This is a genomic window from Sphingomonas bacterium (genome assembly GCF_028292945.1).
In the GTDB taxonomy this organism is placed as follows: Bacteria; Pseudomonadota; Alphaproteobacteria; order Sphingomonadales; family Sphingomonadaceae; genus Sphingomonas.
The window spans coordinates 1-23,573 of record NZ_JAQGLJ010000070.1; the positions used below are offsets into that span (position 1 = coordinate 1).

Consider the following 23,573-nt stretch of genomic DNA (forward strand, 5'->3'; position numbering starts at 1 on the left):
CAGTCGCGCACGTACCCGTCAGCACCAGCCGGCTCCGCGAGCCCAGCGCGTCAACGAGCGCGCCCAGCACGCCCGCGCTGGCCGGCACTGTCGGCAGCTCGCGTACCTGGGATGCCATGCCGGCGGAGCGGAACGCCGGGGTGCCTCCCGCCGCCGCCAGCGCGGGCGCGCCCACCGCGACGAACTGGCCCACCCGGCCCGGCGTGGTGACCCGCGCCGGTCGCTCCGCCAGCGTGGCGAGCGAGGGGAGGGTGACGAGCGCATGGTCGCGCACCAGCCAGCGCGCGGTGGCGAGCGACGGCTTCGCGGCGGCAGGGGAGGGGGCCGGCGCCAACGCCGCGAACGGCAGCGCGGTAAGCGGGCCGTTGGCGGCGATCAGCAGACGCGACTTGCCGACGATCGTGCGGTGCACGTCGGGGGGCATAAGCGCCGCGTGCAGCTCTGCCGAAGCGGCGAAATCGAACGGCGACAGCTCCTCGCCGGCGGTGACGCTGGCACGAACGCGGCCGACCAGCGCAGCCGCACGCCCGTCGTTCAGCGCGGCGGCGACCATCGTCACGCGCTCGCGGGTGAGGGCCAGCAACGCCGTGCGCGTCGGTCCGACGGCAGCGACCAGCAACGCCTCGTCGGGCGCGAGCGCGGCGCGCGCCGCGTCGAGCGTCACCGGCTCGGCGAGCTCGCCCCCGACCACACCCGGCGCACGGGTGCGCAGTTCGGCGCTTAGCCGCGCGAGTTCGGATGAAAGCGCCTGTCGCTCGGCCTCCAACGCCCGCGCCGTGTCGGCGGAACCGGCGCGAGTCGCGGCGCGGAGCTGTCGATCGAGATGACGTTCCAGCGCGATCGCCGCGTCCTGCCGTCGCCGCATCAGCTCGGCGACGGCAGGATCAACCGCCGCCTGCCGCGCCGCCGCCTCGCTCGCCGCGCGTCCGGCGCTGGTGGCGGTGAAGCGCTGCGCATAGCGGAACGCCGCCGGCGCGTCGTTCGCCGCCAATGCCGCATCCAGCGCCCAGCCATAGCCGGCGCGTGCCTCGCGCTCCTGCCCGCCGCGCCGGACGCCGCTGGCCGCGATCTGCCGGAGTCGGGTGTCGAGCATCGCCGTCGCGGCGCTCGCCCGTGCCAATCCTTCGGCACGTTTGCCGAGCCGGACCTCGATCGCCGCGAGCCGCGCCTCTCCCGCCAGCAGCCCCACATCGTCCGCGGGCAGCGATGCGTGGCGCAGCGCCTGCGCGGCGGCCTGCGCATCGCGCGCCGCCTCGAACCGGTCGAGACGCATCGCCACCGTCGCCATGCGATCACCGCCGCCGATCCGATCGCGGTGATGCGGCGGCAGCTTCGCGGCGCGCGCCGCCGCCACCGCTTCCATCGCGGTCATCGCGGCGGCGGTATCGCCCGCACCGGCAAGCGCGATCGCCAGCGTCTCCTTGGCGACCAGCGCGCGATCGGAGTCGACGCCGAGGTCCCTTTCCAGGATGCGTCCAGCCGCTTCTGCAACGCCGCGTGCCTCGGCGAACTTGCCCTGCGCGTTGAGCGCCTGTGCCAGGGTGCTCAGATAGGTAGCGGTCTGCGACTTTTCGCCAAACCGTGCCTGCGCGATCGCCACCGCGCGCCGCGCGGTCGCGGCGGCGTCGGCGGCGCGCCCGAGCTGCAGCTGGAAGCGCGACAGGTTGTTGAGATTGGCCGCGAAATGTGGATGATCCGCCTGCAGGAATGTCGCCATTTCCGCCGCTGCGGTCTGGCCTGCCTCGACTGCCTCTTCGAGCCGCCCGGCACCGGCCAGAAAGACGGGAAGGTTGGAGAGCCAGACAGCAGTATTTGGCGGCACCGGCGTCAGCCGCTTTGCCTCGGTGATCGAGCGCCGCACCAGCTCCAGCGCGCGGTCGTAGTTGCCGACCTCATATTCCGCATTGGCGGCGTTCGAGTATGCGGCGGCGAGATTGCGGTGCGGCTCGGTCCCGTATTGCTTCTGGCGCCTGGCGAGCAGCTCGGCCGCGACGCCGGGGGAACGGTCGTGCCGGCCCAACGTCATCAGGAACACCAGCTGCCCGTTGAGGTTGTCCGTGACCCGGTCGTCATAGGCCGGCCCGGCCGCGCGCAACCTCGCCACCAGCTTCTCGTTGTCGGCTAGCGCACCTTTGACATCGCCCGCCAGGAACTGCGGCGCGATGAACTCGCCCTCGATGATCGCCAGCTCGACATGGCCGGGCGGATATAGCGTGCGGGCGTAGTCCAGGACCTTTTGCCAGCCCGCCCGGTGCCCCGCCGGGTCGCCGGTCGCGTCGAGCTTGTCGGCGGCGTGCTTCATCGCGTTCAGCGTGGCGAGATCCGCCGGCTTCGGTGTCTGTGCGGCCGCGCCGCTCGCCACCATTGCGAGCGCCCCCGCGACCAGATGCACGTGCCCCGACGTCCAGCCACTCATGTTCATGTCCCCCGACGTGGCGACACTAAGCATGCACGCGAGTGATTGTTAACAGGCTTTTTCACTGCTCCGCCCGCGCCGACTGGTGTTAGGCTGCGCGCGATGGCCGACCTGCACATCCTGTATGTCGAGGACGACGCCCGACTCGCCGAACAGGTCACCGCGCTGATGACGCAACAGGGCGACCGCGTGACTTGGGCCGCCGATGGCGCGCAGGGCCTGGCGCGGGCGGCGGCGGAGCGGTTCGATCTGGTGATCCTCGATCGCATGCTGCCGGGCATGAACGGGCTGGAGCTGGTCCGTCGGCTGCGCGCCGCCGGGGTCGCGGCGCCGGTGCTGATGCTGTCCGCGCTGGGTCGCGCCGAGAACCGCGTCGACGGGCTGGAGGCGGGCGTCGACGATTACATGGCCAAGCCGTTCGAGCCCGCCGAGCTGGTCGCCCGTGTCCGCGCGCTGCATCGCCGCGCGGCCGGGCAGGGGCACAGCCCGGTGATCTTGTTCGGCGACCTGGAATGTCACGTGAAAGCCCGTACGGCCCACCGCCGCGGCCGGCATGTGCCGCTTAGCCCCAAGGAGTTCACGCTGTTCGCCTATCTGATGGAGAATGCGGGCGAAGTGGTGACGCGCGAGATGCTGTTGCGCGATGTCTGGCACCTCAATTTCGATCCGCAGACCAACGTCATCGACGTCAGCGTCGGCCGGTTGCGGCGCAAGCTGGAGGAAGGGTTCGATACGCCGGTGCTGGAGACGATCTGGGGCGCCGGCTACCGCCTGGTCGCCGCCTGAGGCGCGATGCACCGGTCGCTGTTCACCCGCTTCGCGCTGGCGATCGCGGCGTTCGCGCTGGCGGCGACCGCGCTGCTGTACGGCGTCACCGCGACGGTTGTGCGCCGCGCCAGCGACGCCGAGCTGGCGCGCGCGGTCAATGTCGAGGTCGGCGCCTTGGCGGATATCCACGCGACCGGCGGCCGTGACGAGCTGGTCGCGCGGGTCGCCGATCGGCTGACGCTGCGCTCGCGCGATCTCGACCAGATCCACTATCTGGTCGCCGATGCGAGCGGCAAGCGGATCGCGGGCGACATCGCGCGGTGGCCGTTGCTGTCGGCGGAGAACAGCCAGGCCGGCTTCGTGACCTTGCCCGGTGGGGCAGCCGCCTGGGCGCGGGCGACACAGCTGGCGCCCGACCTGCGCATCGTGGTGGCGCATGAACATCGCGGCCGCACGACCTTGCTGCGCCAGCTCGCGGCGGCGTTCGGCGCGACGGCGGTGCTGATCCTCGTCGCAGCCGCACTCGCCGCATCATGGGCAGCGCGGCGGCTGCGGGCGCGCGTCACGGCGATCAACGCCGCGTTTCGCGCGATCGAGGAAGGCGGACCGCTCGGCACCGTTCCCGGCGCGGACGCCCGCGACGAGCTGGGCATGCTCGCCGCGCATGCGAACCGGCTGCTCGATCGCCTGGATGCGCAGATCCATGCGCAGCGCGAGGTGACCGATCAGGTCGCGCACGAGATCCGCTCGCCGCTCATGCACCTCGACAATCGCCTGTTGAAGCTGATCGACCGCAGCGCCGACCCGGACGCCGTCACCGCGCTTGGCGAGGCGCGCGCGGAAACACGCGGCATCGCCACGTTGCTCGACTCGCTGCTCGACATCGCCGCAAGCCGGGCGCGGCGTGGTGATCGGGTGGGGTTCGAGCGCGTCGACCTGTCTGCGCTGGCCGCGTCGGTCGCCGACATCTTCGCCGACAGCGCAGAAGAGGCCGGGCTGTCGCTGGTCACGCGGATCAGCCCGGACGTCGAGCTGTCGGGCGATGCCATGCAGCTGACGCGGCTGCTGTCCAACCTGCTCGACAACGCGTTCAAATATGTGCCCAAAGGCGGCCGGATCGAGCTGGTGGTGGAGCCTGGACCGCGCATGGAGGTGAGGGACGACGGGCCGGGCGTGCCGAGCGACGCCCGCGAGCGCATCTTCGAACGCTTCCAGCGCGTGGCAGACGGCGGCTCCCAAGGGCAGGGGCAGGGGCATGGACTGGGCCTGTCGCTGGCGCGCGTCATCGCGGAACGCCACGACCTGACGATCCGGTGTGAGGACGCCGACCCCGGCTGTGTCTTCATCGTCGAGCGCGCGCCGTGAAGACGTTGCTGGCTTTGCTAGCGCTGGCCGCGACATCGACCGCGCCGGTGGATCAGGTTGCCGATGCGCTGGCGGCCGGCGAAGCCGCGTTGATGACAGGACGGCACGAGGCTCTGCTCGCCGCCGCCGACCGGCTCGATCGACTCGGCGCGCGCGGCGACGGCACCGCCGCTGGCTGGCGCGCGCGGGCACTCGCCGCCGGGGTCCGGCCGCGAACACCGTGGCGTGGGCGCGCCACCGGTCCCGCCTATCGCCACGGCGAATTGCCGGGCGGCGCCGAGATGGTGACCGAGCAGGTGTTTCTGGCCGGTGAGTCGGCGCATGTGGCGGTGGTTCCCGCCGGCCACCCGCTGCGCGTCCGCATCACCGGTCCCGACGGCGCTGCGGTGTGCGAGCAGCAGGTCACGCCGCCGCGCGTGGCGTGTCGCTGGCTGCCGGTGTTCACGCGCCGTTTTAAGATCAGCATCGGCAATCCGGGTGTCACCCCAGCCCGCTATTATTTGGTCAGCAACTGATCGGTAGCGATAGACAACCTTTCTCTAGGAAGATACCGGACGGTCGGTTTACCAGGATCGACCATGCCGCCATCCGCCTACGAACGTCGCAAGGACCCGCAGAAAGTACGCGCCGCGCTGATCGAAGCGACGACGACGATGATCGCTGCGCACGGCCTTGCGGGCGTCACCGTCGATGCCGTCGCCAAGGCGGCGGGCGTGACCAAGGGCGGCCTTTTCCACCACTTTCACAGCAAGCAGGCGCTGATCGACGGCGTGCATGACCTGATCGTGGCGGATGCTGAGGCGCGGTTCGCCGCGCTGATCGCCGACGACCCGGAGCCGCATGGCTGCTTCACCCGCGCGCTGCTGAACAGCGTCTTCAACCCTCACCAGATCGGCGACGCGGCGCCGGCACGCACCTTGTGCCTGGCGATGTTGGCCGATCCGGCATTGCAACGGCGCTGGGCGGCCTGGACGGAACAGCAGGTCGCCCGCCACGCGGCGACCGACGACAATGTGCCCTGCGCCATCGTGCGGCTGGCCGCGGACGGTGTGTGGCTGTCGTCGCTGCACGATGCCGACACGCCGCCGCCGGTCAGTCAGGCAGTGCGCGATGCGCTTTGCGCGATGACCTACCCAGACGGCTGACCGCCGCCCCGTATCGCCTTTCCTTTCCCGGCTCATGTTCCCCGGAGAACATCCCATGTTCGCTCGTTTCCGCTCGCTTACTCTGTTTCTGATCGCGTTCCTCGTGACCGCGCTGTCGCTGGCCGCCTGCAGCGGCGGCGAAGCCGCGCCGGGCGGCGGCGCGGGCGGCCCGCCGGGATCAGGTCCGCCACCGCTGGTCGTTGCGGTCACGGTGCGCGCGCAGGACGTGCCCAACATCGTCGAACTGCCCGGCCGGATCGCGGCGGTGCGGACCGCGGAGGTGCGCGCGCGCGCCGACGGCATCGTCGAACGCCTGCTGTTCCGCGAGGGCACCGATGTCGCCGCCGGTCAGCCGCTGTTCCGCATCGACCAGCGCGATCTGGTGCAGCAGGTGGCACAGGCACGCGCCGCACTGTCGCGGGCAGAGGCGGCGCGCGGCAACGCCGCCTCCGTCATCCGCCGCTACGCGCCGCTGATCCGCGAACGCGCGGTCAGCGGCCAGGAATACGACGCCGCGCAGGCGACGCTGCGCACGGAAACCGCCAACGTCGCCGACGCGCGCGCCACGCTGGCGCGGGCCAACCTGGCGTTGGGCTACAGCACCGTCCGCGCGCCGATTTCGGGGCGCATCGGCCGCGCGCTCGTGACCGAAGGCGCGCTCGTCAATGCCGGCCAGGCGACGCTGCTCGCGACGATCGAACAGCCCTCGCCCATCTATGCCGTCTTCACGCAGTCGAGCGCCGCGCTGCTCGACCTGCGGCTTGCCGGCGGCGCGGCGGCCAGGCCGCTGCGCGAGGTGGAGGTGCGCCTGCTGCTCGCCAATGGGCAGGACTATGGCGTCGTCGGCCGGCTCGACTTCGCCGATCAGACGGTGGACCCGCAGACCGGCAGCCAGATCCTTCGCGCGGTGTTCGCCAATGGTGACCGGCTGTTGCTGCCGGGCCAGTTCGTGCGCGGCCGGATCGCGGTCGGCACGACGGCCGGCGGCATCCTGCTGCCCGCGCGCGCGATTCAGTTCGGCGATCGCGGCAGCAGCGTCATCGTGATCGCGGCAGACGGCACCGCCAGCCCGCGCCCGGTCCAGCTCGGCGGCCAGGTCGGCGGCGACTGGACGATCAAGGGCGGTCTGAAGGCCGGCGAGCGCGTCATCATCGACGGCTGGCAGAAGGTGCAGCCCGGCCAGAAGGTGCAGGTCAGGGGCGCTCCCCCTGCCGCCGCCCCGCCAGCCGCCGCGCCGCAGCAGGGGGGTCGCTGAGTCATGGACAGCTTCTTCGTCCACCGCCCGGTCTTTGCGTGGGTGATCGCCGCGTTCATCGCGCTGTTCGGGACGATGGCGCTCTACGCGCTGCCGATCGAGCAATACCCGTCGGTCGCGCCACCCTCGCTGACGCTCACCTACACCTATAACGGCGCCGACGCCGACACGATGGACAAGAACGTCACCGCCGTCATCGAGCGCGAGCTGAACGGCGTCGACAACTTTCTGTACATGGCGTCGACCAGCCGCGCGAACGGGACTGGCGAGCTGGTCGTCACCTTTCAGTCCGGCACCGATCTGGATGTCGCCCGCACCCAGGTGCAGGACCGCCTCAACCGCGCCGAGCCGCGCCTGCCCGAAGACGTGCGCCGGCTAGGCGTGCAGATCACCGATAACTCCTCCGGGTTTCTGGAGGTGCTGACGTTGCAGTCAAAGTCCGGGCGCACGCCGGCGCTGGATCTCGGCGACTTCGCGTCGACCACCATCCTGAACGAAATCCGCCGCGTCCCCGGCGTCGGCAACGTGCGGCTGTTCAGTTCCGAAAAGGCGATGCGGGTCTGGCTCGATCCGGAAAAGCTGGCGGGGTTCAACCTGTCGCCGGCGGATGCGCTGCTCGCGGTGCGCGAGCAGAACAGTCAGACTGCGGGCGGTGGCATCGGCGATCGACCGACGGCTGCCGGGACCGAGTTCAACGCCAAGATCGTCACGCAGAACCGTTTTCAGACCGCCGAGCAGTTTCGGAACATCATCCTGCGCGCCGATCCGGGCGGCGCCACGGTGCGGCTGGGCGATGTCGCGCGCGTCGAGATCGGCGCCGACAACTACCAGTTCAAATCGACGTTGGATGGCAAGGAGGTTGCCGGGTTGGGCGTTCAGCTCGCGGCGGGCGCCAATGCGCTCGCGACCCGCGACGCGGTCAGCGCGCGGATGGGCGAGTTGGAGCGCAACTTCCCGCCCGACATCCGCTGGGCGGTGTCCTATGACACCACGCCGTTCATCTCGACCTCGATCGACAATGTTGTCACGACGCTGATCGAGGCGATGCTGCTCGTGTTCCTCGTCATGTTCGTGTTTCTGCAGAACTGGCGCGCGACGGTGATCCCGGCGATCGTGGTGCCGATCGCGCTGGCGGGCGGCTGCCTGGGGCTGTGGGCGTTCGGCTTTTCCATCAATACCTTGTCGCTGTTCGCGATGGTGGTGGCGATCGGCATCCTGGTCGACGACGCGATCGTGGTGGTCGAGAATGTCGAGCGCATCATGGCGGAGGAGGGGCTGTCGCCTCCCGAGGCGACGATCAAGGCGATGGGGCAGATCCGCGGCGCGATCATCGGCATCACGCTGGTGCTGATCGCGGTGTTCATCCCCATGGCCTTCTTTCCCGGCTCGACCGGCGGCATCTATCGCCAGTTCTCCGTCACGTTGGCGGTCTCGATCTTCGTCTCCGCAGTGCTGGCGCTGACCCTGACGCCCGCGCTGTGCGCGACGATGCTGAAACCCCATGGCAAGCCGGGCGAGCGGGTGGAGCCGCATGCCGGGTGGCGCGGGTGGCCGCAGCGCTTCTTCAACGGCTTCAACACCCGGTTCGGCCGCGCGACCGACCGCTATATCGGTGGCGTGGCGGGCATGCTGGCGCGCCCGGTCCGCTGGCTGGCGGTCTTCGCGGTAGTGTGCGTGATCACCTTCGCGCTGTTCACGCGCCTGCCGGGCGGCTTTCTGCCCGACGAGGATCAGGGCTACTTCGTGGTCAATTACGACGCGCCCGTCGGTGCCACCGCCGACCGCACGGAAGTCGCGGTCAAGCAGACCGAAGCCTATCTTGCCAAACAGCCGCAGGCCGGCGCCGTGTTCTCCATCATCGGCTTCAACTTCTTCGGCCAAGGGCAGTCGGCCGCGCTCTCCTTTGCGCAGCTCAAGCCCTATGAGGAGCGCACGGGCGCCGCTGACGGCGTCCAGGCGGTGATCGGCGGGGTGTTCGGGGCGACGGCGGGGATCGCGGAGGCGACGATCTTCGCGCTCAATCCGCCCGCGATTCAGGCGCTGGGCAACGCGACGGGCTTCTCGATGAAGCTGCAGGACCGCGTCGGGAACGATCCCGCCGGGCTGGCGGCGGCGCAGGGCGCGATCCTGGCGGCGGCGGCGCAGAACCCGGTGCTTGCCGGCGTGCGGCCGGAGGGGCAGGCGCCCAGCCCGCAGCTGTATGTCGACATCGATCGGGTGCAGGCGCGCGCGCTGGGGCTGTCGATCGCCGACGTCAACGCGACGCTGTCGATCAGCTTCGGCTCCGCCTATGCCAACGACTTCTCCAACCAGGGCACGGTGCAGCGCGTCTATCTGCAATCGGACGCGCCCGCGCGGATGAAGGCGGAGGACGTGCTGGCCTTGCGCGTGCGCAACGCGACCGGGCAGATGGTCCCCTTCTCCGCCTTTACCAAGGTGTCCTGGTCCGCAGGCGCGGCCCAGGTGCAACGCTACAATGGCTATCCGTCGCTGACGATCTCGGGCCAGGCCGCGCCGGGCCAAAGCTCGGGCGCGGCGCTCGTTGCGATGGAGGAGATCGCGGGACGCGTCCTGAAGCCCGGCTTGGGCTATGAATGGACGGGCACCGCTTTCGAGGAGAAGCAGGCGGGCGGGCAGATCGGCACGCTGCTGGGGCTCAGCCTGGTGGTCGTGTTCCTGTTGCTGGCGGCGCTGTACAACAGCTGGGCGATCCCCGTGTCGGTGCTGCTGGTGGTGCCGTTCGGCGTGCTGGGCGCGGTGCTGTTCACCATGCTGCGTGGGCTGTCGGCCGACGTGTACTTCAACATCGGCCTGATCACGATCATCGGTCTGGCGGCAAAGAACGCCATCCTGATCGTCGAGTTCGCAATCGAGGACGAGGAGGGCGAGAACGGACCGCTGGAGGCGACACTGGCAGCCGCACGCCAGCGCCTCAGGCCCATCCTGATGACGTCGCTCGCGTTCATCCTCGGCATGGTGCCACTCGTGATCGCCAGCGGCGCGGGTGCGGCAAGCCGGCACGCGGTCGGCACCGGGGTGATGGGCGGAATGATCACCGCGACCATATTCGGCATCTTCTTCACGCCGGTCTTCTACTTCGCCGCCCGCAAATGGCTGTCGAGGAAGTGCCCCAATCCGCACCCCGAGCGCCACCCCGAGCGGGGTGCCGAGGGGAGGAGTCTCGCCCATGCGTAAGGTCTCTCTCTTCCTCCTCTCCGCCGCGCTGGCCGGGTGCAACTTCACGCCCAAGTTCGTGCAGCCCACCGCCCCGATCCCGGATACCTTTGCGGGCTCCGGCGTACCCGGCCGCGCGGCGAGCGAGATCGGGTGGCGCGAATTCTTCGGCGATGCCCGGCTGCAGGCGCTGATCGCCGCCGCGCTCGCCAACAACCGTGACCTCGCGCAGTCGGTCGCCCGCGTCGCGCAGGCGCGCGCGCGGTTCCGTATCCAGGATGCCGCGCGATTGCCGCAGGTTGATCTGGTCGCCGGGGCCTCACGCAGCCGCACGCCCACCAACTCCTTCGGCTTCCCCGGCGCTGGTAGTGGTGGTGAAGTGTCCGTCACTCAGAACCAGTTCTCGCTGGGCGCGCAGGTGGCGAGCTTCGAGCTCGATTTCTGGGGCCGGGTGCGCAACCTGTCGGAAGCGCAGCGGCGCGAATATCTGGCCACCGTCGAGGCGGAGCGCGCGTTCCGCCTGTCCCTGATCGGGCAGGTCGCCGCCACCTATCTGCAGATCCGCGCCGGCGAGGAGCAGATCGCGCTTGCTCAGCGCTCCGTCACCGGTCGGCGCGAGGGCCTGCGCATCGCCCGGCTGCGCGAGCGCGCCGGGGTCACCTCGACGGTCGACTTCGATCAGGCGGCGCTGCTGCTGACGCAGGCGGAGACCGAGCTGGCCGAGCTGCGCCGGACCACTGGACAGGGCGAGAACTTGCTCACGGTGCTGATCGGCGGTCCGATGGCCGATCCGCTACCGCCTGCACGGCCGCTGTCGGACCCCGCGCAATATGCGTCGGTCGAGCCCGGCTTACCGTCCGCGCTGCTGCTCGATCGGCCTGACATACTGGCGGCCGAACAGCGGCTGCGCGCGGCTAACGCCAATATTGGCATCGCGCGCGCATCGTTTCTGCCGCGCATCTCCCTGACCGGGCTGCTTGGGTTCATCTCGCCGGCGCTGGGCAGCCTGATCGGCGGGGACGCGCTGCAGTATCGCGCCGGGATCGACGCGACGCAGCCGATCCTGACCTGGGGCACCGGCCGCCAGGGCATTGCGCTCACGCGCGCGCAGGCCGACGAGTTGATCGCGGCCTATCAACTCGCGGCGCAGCAGGCGTTCCGCGAGGTCGCCGACGCGCTGATCGCGCGGCGTCAATATGCCGACCAGATCGCCGCGCAGGTGCGCGGTGTCGACGCGCAGCGCCGCCTCGCCCGCGTCGCACGGCTGCGCTACGCCAACGGCCTCTCGATCTATCTCGAGGTGCTGGACGCCGAGCGCAACCTGTTCGCGGCCGAACAGCAGCTGCTGGCGCTACGCAGCGCGCAGCTGCAGAGCGAGGTATCGCTGTACGTCGCGCTGGGTGGCGGCGTGCGGGAGACCACTGGACTCTGATCCGTTCCGTGAAAAGCACCTCCCCGGCTTCCGCCGGGAGGGCATTTCAGGAAGGTCGGATCAAACCTTCAACGCGGCGGTCAGCGCGTCCGCCAGGATCGCCGCCCAGCGTCGCTGGCCTGCCTCGTCCGCGATCAGGTCCTGTCTGATCTCCAGCTCCGCATAGGGCAGCATGGCCGAATAGGCGTGGCGCGGGATCGTGTAGTCAATCAGGTCCATGCGGTAAGGTTCGTTGTCTCCGACCACCAGCGCCGCGTCGCGGGCGAGTTCCACCAGCAGCGCCGTGGCGAAACTAGGATCACCGCCGTCGTGCAGCACGCCGACATGCCACGGGCGCGGCGCGCCGGACGCGAGGCGCGGCGTGAAGCTGTGCAGCGCGATCAGCACGGTCGGCACGCCGGCCGCCGCTCGCCGCTGAAGCTCCGTCTCGATCGCCCAATGGTACGGGTCGTGCAGCTCGGCCAGCCGGGCGGCGCGGTCGTCGGCCGACAGATGCGCGTTGCCCGGCACCACCGTCCCGTCGCTGACCGCCGCAATCGAATCCGGCGCACCTTCGCGGCGATTGCAGTCGATCACCAGGCGCGAATAGGTCTGGCGGATGAAAGGCGCTTTCATCGCCTCGGCCAGCATCGCCCCCAGTCCGCCGACGCCGATGTCCCAACCGATATGCCGCCGCAGCTCATGGTCCGGCAGGCCCAGCGAGCCGAGTCGGGAGGGGATGACATTGCCGGCATGATCGCCGATGAACAGGAACGGCGACGCGCCGTCGGGGTTCAGCACCGTGACCGGCGGCGGATCGTCGGGCGTGAGCAGCGAAGGAGTAGCCGATGCCATTCCTGAACCTCTCGCACGTCACCACCTATACCTACAAGCAAGCCGTCGATTTCGGCGAGCACCGGATCATGGTGCGTCCGCGCGAGAGCTTCGACCTGCGGCTGATCGAATCGACGCTGCTGATCGACCCCGAACCGCGCGAGGTTCGCTGGGTGCACGACGTGTTCGGCAATTCGGTCGCGATCGCCAGCTTCGACCGCAAGGCGAAGCGGCTGCGCTTCGACAGCCGCACGCTGCTCCAGCACAGCCCCGCCGAGCTGGAGCATGTCGACATCGAGGATTACGCGCGGACCTATCCCTTCACCTATTCCGCCGAGGACATGCCCGACCTGCTGCGCTCGATAGAGCGCCAGCATCACGATCCGTTGCGGCAGATCGACCGCTGGGCGCGCCGTTTCGTCGGGACCGGGCAGACCGGCACGCTGAAACTGCTGTCAGACATGACGACGGCAATCCGCCGTGAATTCACCTATGTCTCGCGCCCCGAAAAGGGCACGCAGAGCCCGATCGAGACGCTGGAGCGGCGCAAGGGGACGTGCCGCGATTATGCGATGCTGATGATCGAGGCGGTGCGCGCGCTGGGGTTCGCGGCGCGCTTCGTGTCGGGCTATGTCTATGACCCGACCGACAGTCAGGGCCGGGTGGGCGGCGGCAACACGCATGCCTGGGTCCGCGTCTATCTGCCCGGTTCCGGCTGGGTCGAGTTCGATCCGACCAATGGCACGATCGGCAATGCCGGCCTGATCCGCGTCGCCATCGCACGCGACATCTATCAGGCGGTGCCGATCTCGGGCAGCTGGAGCGGCTTTCCCGGCAGCTTCATCGACATGACCGTCAGCGTTGACGTGGCAATCGCCGAGCCGCCCGTTCCTCTCCGCCCCCCAAACAGAACCGATGCGAAGGAACCCGTTCCATGCTGATCCGCGCCGGCTACGACATCCACTTCGCCGCCGATGTGCCCACGCCGATGTTGGCGATCCTGAGCGTCCACCCGTCGCGCCACAAGGACCTGCGCACCCCGCATCGGATCACGACGGCGCCGCACGTCCCGATCTACGACTATCTCGATGCCTTCGGGAACACCTGCACGCGCGTGACGGTGCCGCCCGGGGGGCTGACGCTCAGCTGCGACTTCACGATCGAGGACAGCGGGCAGTTGGACCCGCAGACCCCCGACGCGATCCAGCATCCGATCGAGGAACTGCCGGACGACGTGCTGACGTTCCTGCTCGGCAGCCGGTATTGCGAGACCGACCGGCTGTCGGAAACCGCGTGGTCGCTGTTCGGTCACATCCCGCCGGGCTGGAGCCGCGTGAAGGCGATCGTCGCCTGGACGCACCATCACATCGAGTTCGGCTATCACCACGCCCGCCCGACCAAGACCGCATGGGACGCGCATCAGGAACAGCAGGGCGTGTGCCGCGACTTCGCGCACCTGGCGGTCACGCTGTGTCGCTGCATGAACATCCCGGCGCGCTATTGCACCGGATATCTGGGCGACATCGGGGTGCCGCCGTCGGCGACCCCGATGGACTTCTCCGCCTGGTTCGACGTGTATCTCAGCGGCGGGTGGCATACGTTCGATGCTCGTCACAACCATGCGCGTATCGGCCGCATCCTGATGGCGCGCGGCCGCGACGCGACCGATACCGCACTGACCACGACGTTCGGCCCGGCGACGCTGGCGGGGTTCGAGGTCCATACCGACGAGGTCGATGCGGTTGGCTGACGCGCTGCTCGACGAAAGCCCCTTGCCGTTCGGCGCCCCGGCATTCGACCGCATCACGCCCGACGCCTTCCTGCCCTCGTTCCGCACCGGCATTGCGCTGGCGCGCGCGGAGATCGAGGCGATCGCGACCGACCCGTCGCCACCGACCTTCGCCAACACGATCGTGGCGATGGAACAGGCGGGCGCGGCGCTGGCGCGCGTGCGGCGCATCTTCTGGACGCTCACCTCCGCGCAATCGTCGGCCGAGCTCCGCGCGATGGAGGCGGAGGTGGGCGCGATGCTGACCGCGCATGGCATCGCCACCGCGCACGATCCGCGACTGTTCGCGCGCGTGAACCGCCTGTGGGCACAACGCGCCGATCTGTCGCTCGATGAGGCGCAGGCCAGGTTGCTGGCGAACAGCCATCGCGGCTTTGTCGATGGCGGCGCGCTGCTCGGGTCGGAGCAGAAGGCGCGGTTCGCGGCGATCCAGCAGGAGCTGTCGGCGCTGTCGACGCGCTTTGGGCAAAACGTGCTGGCGGCGACCGCCGACTGGTCGATGCACCTGAGTACCGAGGAATGCACCGGGCTTCCCGACGCGATGCTGGCGTTGACCGCCGCGCGCGCCGCCGCCGCAGGGCTGACGGGTCATCTCGTCACGCTCGGGCGCGGCGATGTCGAAACCTTTCTTGGCTTTGCCCGCCGTCGCGAGCTGCGCGAGCGGCTGTGGCGGGCGTTCACGGGTCGCTGCTCCGGCGGCGAACACGACAACCGCGCCGATATCGCCGCGATCCTGTCGCTACGACGCGAAAAGGCGGCGCTGCTCGGGCATCGCAGCTTCGCCGCTCATGCGCTGACCGATACGATGGCGGCGACTCCCGACGCGGCCGACGCGCTGCTGCGCCGGGTATGGGTGCCTGCGCTCAGGCGCGCGGGCGAGGAACAGGCCGAGCTGCAGGGGCTGGCGACGCCGGACGGCGTGACGATCGCCGCGTGGGACTGGCGTTATTATGCCGAGCAGGTGCGGCGCGATCGCTTCGCGCTCGATGGCGGCGAGGTGAAGAAGTGCCTGACGCTGGAGCGGGTTCGCGACGCCGCGTTCCGGGTCGCCGGGCGGCTATACGGACTCGCCTTCGCGCTGCGCGACGAGCTGCCGACCTGGCACGCGGATGCACGCGCGTGGGCGGTCACCCGCGACGGGCAACCAGTCGGGCTGCTCTACACCGACTTCGTCGCCCGACCCGAGAAGCATGGCGGCGCGTGGATGGGCTCGTTGCGCGTGCAGGAGGCGATGGACGATCCGGTGCGGCCGATCGTCTATGTCGTCGCCAACTTCGCCGGCGCTGACGCGGGGCTGTCGCTGGACGAGGCGCGGACGCTGTTTCACGAGTTCGGCCACGCGCTCCACGCGCTGCTGTCTGACGTCACCTACCCCAGCCAGGCGGGCACGGCGGTGGCACGCGATTTCGTCGAGTTCCCGAGCAAGTTCATGGAGCATTGGATCGTCGCACCGGCCGTGCTGGCCGAGCTGGGCGTGCCCGATGCGCTCGCGCAGGCGATCGGCCGCGCGGACACGTTCGGGCAGGGCTTCGCGACAATCGAATTTGTCGCCTCCGCGCTCGTCGACCTGTCGCTGCACCGCCTGACCGAGGACACCGATCCGCAGGCGCATGCCGAGCAGCTGCTCTGCGGTCTCGGCATGCCCGGTGCCATCGTCCCCCGGCACGGGCTGAACCACTTCACCCACATCTTCGACGGCGGCTATGCCAGCCAATATTACAGCTATCTCTGGGCGGAGGTGCTCGACGCCGATGCATGGGAAGCGTTCGCGCACGATCCGTTCGACCGCGATCTCGCCGGCCGGTACGCGCGCGAAGTTCTGGCGCGCGGCGACACGCGCGACCCGATGGCTTCGTTCATCGCCTTTCGCGGAAGACCGCCGCAGGAGTCAGCGCTGCTGCGCTCGCGCGGGCTCTGATCGCAAGATATCCGTAACGATTGCAGGAGCATGGCCCCGGCGCGGGTCGGCTCGCGCGCGGGTCGTGGTCGGTTGATCGTCGTTCGCATGCTGTCACTTCGGACAATCGATCGCGATCTGTCGCACCGCTTCGATGGCGACATCGCCGCCCCGATTTGCGCCTCCCGATCTGTTCTGCGGCGGTGACAACTGCCGACCCCGAGCCGCTATACGGCCTCATCGCCGCGGATCGTGCCGGAACGGGGCCAAACGCCAAGCCGTCGCTGACCATCGCCGAGGAGCGGCCGCATTCACCAACATCGCGGGCCAGCTGCGCGCGAGTGTGATCGACAGCTTCACCACGATCGATGCCGACACCAACGGCGACGGCATCGCCGACCTGTCGATCCTCCTGCACACCAACCCCGCCCTCGTCGCAGGCGACTTCATACTCTAGGCGGGCGGGTGTGGACGCACCCGCTCTTCCCATATCTCAGGTTCTCCCCGACCTGCTGCAAGCATTGCGGGACGGGTCGAACGCGGTGCTGGTCGCGCCGCCGGGAGCGGGCAAGACTACGGCCGTCGCCCCGGCACTGTTGAACGAGCCATGGGTCGGCGACGGCGAGATCCTGCTGCTCAGCCCGCGCCGGCTAGCCGCGCGCGCCGCGGCCGAGCGGATGGCGGCGCTGGCCGGCGAGCCGGTGGGGCAGCGGTTCGGCTATGCCACGCGCATGGACAGCCGGCGGTCGGCGGCGACGCGCGTGACGGTGCTGACCGAAGGCATCTTCGTTGCGCGCATTCAGGCCGATCCGGAGCTGGCCGGGGTTGCCGCGGTGCTGTTCGACGAGGTGCACGAGCGCAGCCTGGATGGCGATTTCGGCTTGGCGCTTGCACTCGACGCACAGGGAGGGCTGCGACCCGACCTGCGCCTGCTCGCGATGTCCGCGACGCTCGACGGCGCGCGCTTTGCGACACTGATGGCGGATGCGCCCGTGATCGAGAGCGAAGGGCGTGCCTGGCCGCTGACGCTCAGGCATCTCGGCCGCACCGGCGACCAGCGGATGGAGGACGCCGTCGCCGCCGCGATCCGCCGCGCGCTGGCCGACGAGGCGGGTGGGGTGCTCGCCTTTCTGCCGGGGGTCGCGGATATCGAGCGGGTGGCGGAGCGGCTGGAGCGATTGCCGGGCGACGTCGTGCTGCACCGCCTGCATGGGCAGCTCGATCCCGCCGAGCAGCGCGCCGCGATCCGGCCTGACCCGGACCGCAAACGCAAACTGGTGCTCGCCACCTCGATAGCGGAGACCAGCCTGACGCTCGACGGCATCCGTGTGGTGATCGACTCCGGACTCGCACGCCGACCGCGCTACGATCGGGCGGTGGGGATGACGCGGCTGGTGACCGAACGCGCCAGCCGCGCCGCCGCCGACCAGCGCGCGGGTCGGGCCGCGCGACAGGGGCCGGGGGTGGCCTATCGGCTGTGGGAGGAGGCGGGCACCGCCGGCCTGCCACGCTTCGACCCGCCGGAGATCGCCGAGGCCGACCTGTCGGCGCTCGTGCTCGCCAGCGCGATCTGGGGCGTGGCCGACCCGCGCGATCTGCGGTGGCTCGATCCGCCGACGCCGGCGGCGGTCGCCGAGGCTACGGAGCGGCTGCGCGCTTTGGACGCGCTCGATGCCAATGGTCGGCCGACCGCGCACGGCCGCGCGCTTGCTGCCCTGCCGATGCCGCCGCGCCTGGCGCACATGCTGGTGCGCGCCGGCGAGCGCGGCCTCGTCGGCATAGCGGCGGAGGCGGCGGTGCTGCTGTCGGAGCGCGGGATCGGCGGCACGGATGCGGACCTGATGGAACGGCTGCGGCGCTGGCGTGGCGAGCGGGGGAAGAAGGCGGACGCGGCACGGTCGATGGCGCGGCGGTGGGCAACATCTGTTCCCCTCCCGCTTGCGGGCGGGGTTAGGGGTGGGGATGTGGGCGGCGTTGTTGGGACAGACCCACCCCCAACCCCTCCCGCGAGCGGTAGGGGAGATGCCCTCGCCACCTGCATCGCGATCGCCTTTCCCGATCGCATCGTTCGGCGCCGTGACCCTTCCGGCGAGCAATGGGCATCGTCGGGCGGACGCGGGTTCCGGCTCGACCCTACCTCATCGCTGGCCCGCGCGGAGTGGCTGGCGGTGGCGGAGACGCAAGGGGCGGCAAGCGGCGCCCGCATCCTCGCTGGCGCCGCGATCGATCTCGCAACGATCGAATCGCTGTTCGCCGACCGCATCGAGACGCGCCGGACCGTCAGCTTCGATCCCGGCACGGGCAGCGTCGACGCGCGTCGTGAGCGCTTGCTGGGCAAACTGCGGCTGTCGTCCGGACCTGACGCGAACGCCGCACCCGCAGCGATCGCCACGGCGCTGTCGGCGGGCGTGCGTGAGCATGGCGTGGGGATGCTACCGTGGAGCGAGGCCGCGCAGGCGTTGCGGGCGCGCGCCGCGCACGCCGGGCTGGCGATGGACGACGCGGCGCTGCTCGATCGGCTCGACGACTGGCTCCCACCGCTGCTGACGGGCAAGCGCCGGCTGGATCAGATCGACGCGGGCGCGCTGACCGACGCGGTGCGCAACCTGCTCGACTGGCCTGCCCTCCAGCGGCTCGATCGGCTCGCGCCGGGCGAGTTCGTCAGCCCGGCGGGGTCGCGTCACGCCATCGACTATGCGGCCGAAGGCGGCCCGCGCGTCGAGTTGCGCGTGCAGGCGCTGTTCGGTCTCGCCGAGCATCCGGCGGTGGGCGAGGGAAGGGTGCCGCTGGTGCTCAGTCTCACCTCGCCCGCGGGTCGCCCGATCCAGACCACGCGCGACCTGCCTGGCTTCTGGCGAGGCAGCTGGGCGGCGGTGGCGAAGGAGATGCGCGGGCGCTATCCCCGCCATCCATGGCCCGAAGACCCGGCGAGCGCGTCGGCGACGCTGCGGACGAAGAATGCGGATGCGCGGGCGCGCGGCACGCGATAAGGTGCCGCCCATGCCCACCGCCCGCATCTTTCAACGCCCGAAGAACTCCATGCAGTCGGGCCGCGCCAACACCGACCTCTGGCAGCTGGAGTTCGAACCGGCGGAGCCAAAGCGCGCCGACCCGTTGACCGGCTGGGCGGGCAGCGGCGACACGCGCGATCAGCTGCGGTTGTCGTTTCCGACGGCCGAAGCCGCCATCGCGCATTGCGTGCGTGAGGGCTGGGATCATCACGTCGTGCCCGCGCCGGAGTCGAAGCTGAAGCTGCAGGCCTATGCCGATAATTTCCGCTGACTGAGCATTGCCGCTCAGGTCTCGACCAGCCGATCCGGGATTTCGTTGACATCGTTGCCTTCGCGAGGCGCTTTTTCGGCTAGCACCGCGCCGACGAGTTCGACGGCGGCGATCAGTCCGTCCGCCGTGCGACCGTCGCGCACCGGGCCGAGCAGCGCGGCCATCGCGTCCGCCCACACGTCCTGCGCGACGTGATCGTGGATGGCGGCGTCGGCGATGATCTCCGCCCGCCGCTCTGCGAGTGACAGATAGATCAGCACGCCCGTGCGCCCCCGCGTGCGCCGCTCCGCACCGACGCGGAACAGCGCCAGCGCCTGGCGTCGCACGCGCCGCGTTTTGGTCATGCCGGGCGTCAGGGCGAGGCGTAGCGGGCGATAGGCAAGCAACAATCGTGCGAGCAGGAACGAGAGCACGCCGCCGATCAGCGCGACCACGAAGGGCGCGCCGGCGGGGGGCGCGGACCAGCTTCCCGCGATCAGCCCCCATGCGGCAGCGGCCCACCCGGGCCGCCACGCCAGCAGTGCCGGTACCGCTAGCATCGCCAGCACCGCCCAGTGCAGCGCGGCGTCATGATAGCGGTCGGACTGTTCGGCAACCGCAGTCACGATCTCGCCTGCGCTTGCCTGTTCGGCCGCCGTCACTGCCGCGGTCACGCGCGCGTGATCGGTCTCCGACAACAAGCTCACCACGACCCCGACGCGCCGCCGCCCCCGCCAGAGCCGCCGCCGCCGCCAGAGAAGCCGCCACCGCCCCAGCCGCCGCCGCCGCCTCCGCCAAAGCCACCACCGCCGCCGAAGCCCCCGCCACCCCAGCCACCGCCGCCCCGGCTGCCGCCAAGGCCGCTGCCGATCGACCACAGCACGATAGGCCAGGCGCTGCCGCCGCCCGACCGCCGCGCACGGCGACCGCCGCCGCCGCGCAGCGCGGGCAGGATGACGAGGAAGAACACCAGTCCCCAGAAGATCAAACCGATTGGCAACCCGCCGCCGCTCGTCCCGGCGGGCGCGCGCCGGTGCGTCCGGTCGAACTCGGCCGCCGCCGCGTCGACCCTGGCCTGCGCCTCCTCGGGCGAGGCGCGGAGTTGCGCGACCAGCGCGTCCGTCCCCGTGGTCATCGCACCCGGCACGTCGCCTGCGACGAGCAGCGGCATCATCTGCTCGCGGATCACGCGACCGGCGAAGATATCGGTCACGATCGGCTCCAGCCCGAAGCCGGTCTCGATCCGGGGGCCGCGCCGCCCGGCCGGCTCGTTGGGTGCGATGAACAGGATCGCGCCGTTGTCGACGCCCTTCAGCCCCACGCCCCAGCCGCGCAGCAGCGTCAGGCCGTATTCCTCGATCGTGACGCCCTGCAGGTCGGCGATCGTCGCTACCACCAGCTGCCGCTTGGTGTCGCGCTGCAGCGCCTGCAGCTTCGCGGTCAGGTCCGCCTCGGTCGCCGGCGGCAGCACGTTGGCGGCGTCGACGACCAGCCCGGTGAACGGCGGCAGCGTCTGCGCGGTCGCTGGCGCGGCCAGCAGCGCCAGCGCGAGCAGCCCAGCCCGCATCAGGCTCAGCTCGCATTCCCGAAATTGACCGACGGCGCGATCTCGGCGCCGTCGGTGACCGCCTGAAACGGCACCATCGGCTTGGCGCCGTGGATCACCTTGGCGCCGATCGCGTCGGGAAAGGTGCGGATGCGCGTGTTGTAGGCCTGCACCGCCGTGTTGTAATCGCGTCGCGCGCCGGTGATGCGGTTCTCCGTTCCCTCCAGCGACACCAGCAGGTCGCGATAGCCACCCTGGCTCTTCAGCTCGGGATAGGCCTCCTGCAGCCGCTGCAAGCTGAGTCCGATCGTGCCCTGAACCTGCGCGTAACGCTGGACCTTGACCGGGTCGGTCAGGTCGTCGCCGCTAAGCCGGATGCTGCCGGCGGCGGCGCGGGCCTGCGTCACCTCGACCAGGATCGCCTTTTCCTGCGCGCCCGCCGCTTTCACCGTCGAGACCAGGTTGGGGATCAGGTCCGCGCGGCGCTGATACTGGTTCTGCACATCGGCCCAGCGCGCCTTCGCCTCCTCCTCGGCGGTTGGCACGGAGTTGATGCCGCACGCTGCCAGCGGCGCGAGCAACGCGAGGGGAAGGTAGCGGTACAGCATCGAACGGCGTCTCCTGTTGCCCCTGCTATACGCACGAGCTTGGCGATCGGCCATGCTCGCCATAGGGGCCGTTGGCAGGTGAACTGAAAAGGGTGGCCATGCTGGGGGAATTCAAGACGTTCATCGCGCGCGGCAACGTGCTCGATCTGGCGGTGGCGGTGATCATCGGTGCGGCGTTCGGCAAGATCGTGACGTCGCTGACCGACGACCTCATCATGCCGGTGATCGGGCGCGTGTTCGGCGGGCTGGATTTCTCCAGCTATTTCGTTCGGCTGGGCAACATACCGGCCGGCTATGCCGGGTCGCTGAGTGATTACGGGGCGCTGAAAAAGGCCGGCGTACCGCTGTTCGGTTATGGCAAGTTCGTGACGGAGGCGGTCAGTTTCCTGATCATCGCCTTCATCATCTTCCTGCTGGTCCGCGCGGTGAACCGGATGATCCCCAAGGCCGAGCCGGGGGTCGTCGTTGACCCCGCCGAAGTCGTGCTGCTGCGCGAGATCAGAGACGAGCTGCGCGCCGGGCGAACAGCCTAAACCGTTCGTGTCGAGCGAAGTCGAGACACAGTGTCCCTCGACGATGCTCGGGACGAACGGACGTGGGGTTACGCGGCCACGAGCTGTTTGGCGGTGGCGTCGGCCAGGCTGGTGCCGTCCAGGATGCGCGCGGTCTCGTCGCGCACGCGCAGCATCGCGTGACGGATCGCGCAGTCGGCCACCGAGCGGCAATCGGCGCAGGCGCGGTACGCGGTACGGCTGACGCAGGGGATCAGCGCCAGCGGTCCCTCGATCACGCGGATGATCTCGCCCAGCGAGACGAGGTGGGCGGGGCGCGACAGGCAATAGCCGCCCATCTTGCCGCGATGCGAATGCAACAGCCCCGCCTCGCGCAGGTCGGCCAGGATCAGCTCCAGGAACTTGCGCGGCACGTTGGCCGCGATCGCGATGCGCGTCATGGGGATGGGCGCGCTGCCGGCGGGCGCTTCGGCGAGAAACAGCATGGCGCGAAGCGCGTAACGGGAACGCTGGGTAAGCATGGCGAGCCTATGCCGCCCATTTGTGGCGAGCGAAAGGCTTGCCATTGCACGTTAACTTGCGCGGGCTTATATCGGGAGTGCCGGGTTCGCCCGGCTATGGCGATAAACGGCGATGTACAATAGGCGCAGCGGACCCGGGGGCAGTACCCGGCGGCTCCACCACAAGCCCTTCCTCGGGAGGGTTTTTGATGGGGCCGAACCAGGATCGACGTGTGTTGAAAAGCATCGGCTATTGCTCGGGATGGGACCACCGTGACGGCCTAAACCATAAGTGCCAACGATAACGAAGCACTCGCAATCGCAGCGTAACTGAGGGCCTCACGGCCTAAGGTTATTTTGTAGAAAGCGCGGTCGGACCCACCGGGCAACAGAAGGGAATCCAGCGGCCGCCGGGGGGGCCGGGCAACAGAACCCCCCGGACTTTCTGCAAAAAGCGCGGGGCACCGGGCAACAGAAGCTCCCCACCAGCAAGGCCCAAGAGCAGGCGTAGCTTGCGCGGGGATCAGCCGAGCTGCGGCCGGCAGGTGGCCGAGCTTGTCCTTGGCCATCGTGTCCGACGTCACGGCGCGGCTTTGCCGCGACGCTCCTCGCGCATCACCGCTCCTCCGGCTCCTCGTTGATGATCCAGCTTTCGTTCTGGACGATCACCGACCGGAACGGCCGCCCGCGCGCGTCGGTCGCCGGGCGATAGCGGTAACGCTGCACGATCAGCCGGCAGGTGGTGTCGTCGAGCAGCCGGCTGCCGCTCGATCGCGTCACCTCGCACGACGGCACCCGCCCGTTCACGTCGACCACGAAGCGCACGCCGACCCTGCCGCTGATCCCGCTCTCGCTGGCATCGAGCGGATAGTCGGAGTCACGGATGCGTCCGCCGACCCGGCGCGGCGGCACGTCGCCCGCACCGTCGCCGTCACCGTCGCCGCCCGCGCCGAACCCGTTGCCCTCGCCACCCGCTCCCGTGCCCGGCCCCGGAACGTCCGCCGCCCCGGCGGAGGCGTCCGCGCCCGGTCCGGCGACCGGCGCGACGACGACCGGCGGCGGCGGGATCGGGGTCACGACGATCGGCTTGGG

The 23,573-nt window shown here is 70.0% G+C and carries 20 protein-coding genes and 1 other RNA gene; 14 read left to right on the plus strand and 7 right to left on the minus strand.

Annotation, left to right across the window (positions count from 1 at the left end):
* Positions 1-2,416, minus strand: a 2,416-nt coding sequence (locus JWN21_RS08560; protein ID WP_299648414.1) for a tetratricopeptide repeat protein, incomplete at its 3' end; no start/stop codon positions are given.
* Between the two features lie 102 nt (positions 2,417-2,518).
* Here JWN21_RS08560 and JWN21_RS08565 point away from each other — a divergent pair.
* From JWN21_RS08565 to JWN21_RS08595, 7 genes are all read left to right on the plus strand, one after another.
* Positions 2,519-3,202: a response regulator transcription factor gene (locus JWN21_RS08565; RefSeq protein WP_299648417.1), complete on the plus strand. Its 684-nt coding sequence runs from the start codon at positions 2,519-2,521 to the stop codon at positions 3,200-3,202.
* Between the two features lie 6 nt (positions 3,203-3,208).
* Positions 3,209-4,549 carry a HAMP domain-containing sensor histidine kinase gene (locus JWN21_RS08570; RefSeq protein WP_299648420.1) on the plus strand — a complete coding sequence of 447 codons (1,341 nt, stop codon included), beginning with the start codon at positions 3,209-3,211 and terminating at the stop codon, positions 4,547-4,549.
* On the plus strand, positions 4,546-5,064 hold the full coding sequence (locus JWN21_RS08575; RefSeq protein WP_299648423.1) for a hypothetical protein: 519 nt from the start codon (positions 4,546-4,548) through the stop codon (positions 5,062-5,064). Before JWN21_RS08570 ends, JWN21_RS08575 begins: the two co-directional genes overlap by 4 nt.
* Positions 5,065-5,127: 63 nt before the next feature.
* Positions 5,128-5,694 carry a TetR/AcrR family transcriptional regulator gene (locus tag JWN21_RS08580; RefSeq protein ID WP_299648426.1) on the plus strand — a complete coding sequence of 189 codons (567 nt, stop codon included), beginning with the start codon at positions 5,128-5,130 and terminating at the stop codon, positions 5,692-5,694.
* Between the two features lie 55 nt (positions 5,695-5,749).
* Positions 5,750-6,949: an efflux RND transporter periplasmic adaptor subunit gene (locus JWN21_RS08585; protein ID WP_299648429.1), complete on the plus strand. Its 1,200-nt coding sequence runs from the start codon at positions 5,750-5,752 to the stop codon at positions 6,947-6,949.
* Positions 6,950-6,952: 3 nt separating this feature from the next.
* Entirely contained in the window at positions 6,953-10,144 is a 3,192-nt protein-coding gene (locus JWN21_RS08590) for a multidrug efflux RND transporter permease subunit (RefSeq protein ID WP_299648432.1), read from the plus strand.
* The gene (locus tag JWN21_RS08595) at positions 10,137-11,555 is read left to right on the plus strand and encodes an efflux transporter outer membrane subunit (protein ID WP_299648435.1); all 1,419 of its coding nucleotides are present in this window, start codon (positions 10,137-10,139) and stop codon (positions 11,553-11,555) included. Before JWN21_RS08590 ends, JWN21_RS08595 begins: the two co-directional genes overlap by 8 nt.
* Before the next feature lie 60 nt (positions 11,556-11,615).
* On the opposite strand, the gene JWN21_RS08600 is transcribed toward JWN21_RS08595, so the two are convergent.
* Positions 11,616-12,389, minus strand: coding sequence for an N-formylglutamate amidohydrolase (locus JWN21_RS08600; RefSeq protein ID WP_299648438.1), 774 nt, complete (start codon positions 12,387-12,389; stop codon positions 11,616-11,618).
* On the opposite strand from JWN21_RS08600, the gene JWN21_RS08605 reads away from it, so the two are divergent.
* From JWN21_RS08605 to JWN21_RS08625, 5 genes are all read left to right on the plus strand, one after another.
* Positions 12,383-13,309, plus strand: a complete 927-nt coding sequence (locus JWN21_RS08605; RefSeq protein ID WP_299648441.1) for a transglutaminase family protein — start codon at positions 12,383-12,385, stop codon at positions 13,307-13,309. The genes JWN21_RS08600 and JWN21_RS08605 overlap by 7 nt on opposite strands.
* A complete protein-coding gene (locus JWN21_RS08610; RefSeq protein ID WP_299648444.1) occupies positions 13,303-14,118 on the plus strand; it encodes a transglutaminase family protein in 816 nt (271 codons plus the stop codon). The genes JWN21_RS08605 and JWN21_RS08610 overlap by 7 nt, the downstream gene beginning before the upstream one ends.
* Positions 14,105-16,075, plus strand: a complete 1,971-nt coding sequence (locus JWN21_RS08615) for a M3 family metallopeptidase (protein WP_299648447.1) — start codon at positions 14,105-14,107, stop codon at positions 16,073-16,075. Before JWN21_RS08610 ends, JWN21_RS08615 begins: the two co-directional genes overlap by 14 nt.
* Positions 16,076-16,521: 446 nt before the next feature.
* Positions 16,522-19,044, plus strand: coding sequence for an ATP-dependent helicase HrpB (gene hrpB / locus JWN21_RS08620; protein ID WP_299648450.1), 2,523 nt, complete (start codon positions 16,522-16,524; stop codon positions 19,042-19,044).
* Positions 19,045-19,054: 10 nt separating this feature from the next.
* Positions 19,055-19,336: an ETC complex I subunit gene (locus tag JWN21_RS08625; protein ID WP_299648453.1), complete on the plus strand. Its 282-nt coding sequence runs from the start codon at positions 19,055-19,057 to the stop codon at positions 19,334-19,336.
* 14 nt (positions 19,337-19,350) lie between these two features.
* On the opposite strand, the gene JWN21_RS08630 is transcribed toward JWN21_RS08625, so the two are convergent.
* The 3 genes from JWN21_RS08630 to JWN21_RS08640 are packed head-to-tail and all read right to left on the minus strand — an operon-like array spanning position 19,351 to position 21,469.
* A complete protein-coding gene (locus JWN21_RS08630; protein WP_367182925.1) occupies positions 19,351-20,022 on the minus strand; it encodes a TPM domain-containing protein in 672 nt (223 codons plus the stop codon).
* Positions 20,019-20,882 carry a YgcG family protein gene (locus JWN21_RS08635; RefSeq protein ID WP_299648459.1) on the minus strand — a complete coding sequence of 288 codons (864 nt, stop codon included), beginning with the start codon at positions 20,880-20,882 and terminating at the stop codon, positions 20,019-20,021. The genes JWN21_RS08630 and JWN21_RS08635 overlap by 4 nt, the downstream gene beginning before the upstream one ends.
* 5 nt (positions 20,883-20,887) lie before the next feature.
* Complete coding sequence (locus JWN21_RS08640; protein ID WP_299648462.1) at positions 20,888-21,469, minus strand: LemA family protein; 582 nt, start codon at positions 21,467-21,469, stop codon at positions 20,888-20,890.
* Between the two features lie 98 nt (positions 21,470-21,567).
* Between JWN21_RS08640 and mscL the strand changes: the two genes are divergently transcribed.
* Positions 21,568-22,002 (plus strand): large conductance mechanosensitive channel protein MscL, encoded by a 435-nt coding sequence (mscL, locus tag JWN21_RS08645; protein ID WP_299648465.1) that lies wholly within the window; start codon positions 21,568-21,570, stop codon positions 22,000-22,002.
* 68 nt (positions 22,003-22,070) lie between these two features.
* Here the strand turns inward: mscL and JWN21_RS08650 are convergent, their stop codons facing one another.
* Positions 22,071-22,502, minus strand: coding sequence for an Rrf2 family transcriptional regulator (locus JWN21_RS08650; protein WP_299648468.1), 432 nt, complete (start codon positions 22,500-22,502; stop codon positions 22,071-22,073).
* Positions 22,503-22,542: 40 nt separating this feature from the next.
* Here JWN21_RS08650 and ssrA point away from each other — a divergent pair.
* Positions 22,543-22,884, plus strand: a transfer-messenger RNA (tmRNA) gene (gene ssrA, locus JWN21_RS08655).
* Positions 22,885-23,096: 212 nt separating this feature from the next.
* Here the strand turns inward: ssrA and JWN21_RS08660 are convergent.
* A partial coding sequence (locus tag JWN21_RS08660; protein ID WP_299648471.1) for an energy transducer TonB occupies positions 23,097-23,573 on the minus strand: 477 nt, incomplete at its 5' end.

What these genes read in the sequence shown, in the direction of transcription:
- JWN21_RS08565 (WP_299648417.1), top strand. Translation starts at nt 2,519, where the DNA reads ATGGCCGACCTGCACATCCTGTATGTCGAGGACGACGCCCGACTCGCC.
- JWN21_RS08570 (WP_299648420.1), top strand. Translation starts at nt 3,209, where the DNA reads ATGCACCGGTCGCTGTTCACCCGCTTCGCGCTGGCGATCGCGGCGTTC.
- JWN21_RS08580 (WP_299648426.1), top strand. Translation starts at nt 5,128, where the DNA reads ATGCCGCCATCCGCCTACGAACGTCGCAAGGACCCGCAGAAAGTACGC.
- JWN21_RS08585 (WP_299648429.1), top strand. Translation starts at nt 5,750, where the DNA reads ATGTTCGCTCGTTTCCGCTCGCTTACTCTGTTTCTGATCGCGTTCCTC.
- JWN21_RS08590 (WP_299648432.1), top strand. Translation starts at nt 6,953, where the DNA reads ATGGACAGCTTCTTCGTCCACCGCCCGGTCTTTGCGTGGGTGATCGCC.
- JWN21_RS08595 (WP_299648435.1), top strand. Translation starts at nt 10,137, where the DNA reads ATGCGTAAGGTCTCTCTCTTCCTCCTCTCCGCCGCGCTGGCCGGGTGC.
- JWN21_RS08605 (WP_299648441.1), top strand. Translation starts at nt 12,383, where the DNA reads ATGCCATTCCTGAACCTCTCGCACGTCACCACCTATACCTACAAGCAA.
- JWN21_RS08600 (WP_299648438.1), bottom strand. Translation starts at nt 12,389, where the DNA reads ATGGCATCGGCTACTCCTTCGCTGCTCACGCCCGACGATCCGCCGCCG.
- JWN21_RS08610 (WP_299648444.1), top strand. Translation starts at nt 13,303, where the DNA reads ATGCTGATCCGCGCCGGCTACGACATCCACTTCGCCGCCGATGTGCCC.
- JWN21_RS08615 (WP_299648447.1), top strand. Translation starts at nt 14,105, where the DNA reads ATGCGGTTGGCTGACGCGCTGCTCGACGAAAGCCCCTTGCCGTTCGGC.
- JWN21_RS08625 (WP_299648453.1), top strand. Translation starts at nt 19,055, where the DNA reads ATGCCCACCGCCCGCATCTTTCAACGCCCGAAGAACTCCATGCAGTCG.
- JWN21_RS08635 (WP_299648459.1), bottom strand. Translation starts at nt 20,882, where the DNA reads ATGCGGGCTGGGCTGCTCGCGCTGGCGCTGCTGGCCGCGCCAGCGACC.
- JWN21_RS08640 (WP_299648462.1), bottom strand. Translation starts at nt 21,469, where the DNA reads ATGCTGTACCGCTACCTTCCCCTCGCGTTGCTCGCGCCGCTGGCAGCG.
- mscL (WP_299648465.1), top strand. Translation starts at nt 21,568, where the DNA reads ATGCTGGGGGAATTCAAGACGTTCATCGCGCGCGGCAACGTGCTCGAT.
- JWN21_RS08650 (WP_299648468.1), bottom strand. Translation starts at nt 22,502, where the DNA reads ATGCTTACCCAGCGTTCCCGTTACGCGCTTCGCGCCATGCTGTTTCTC.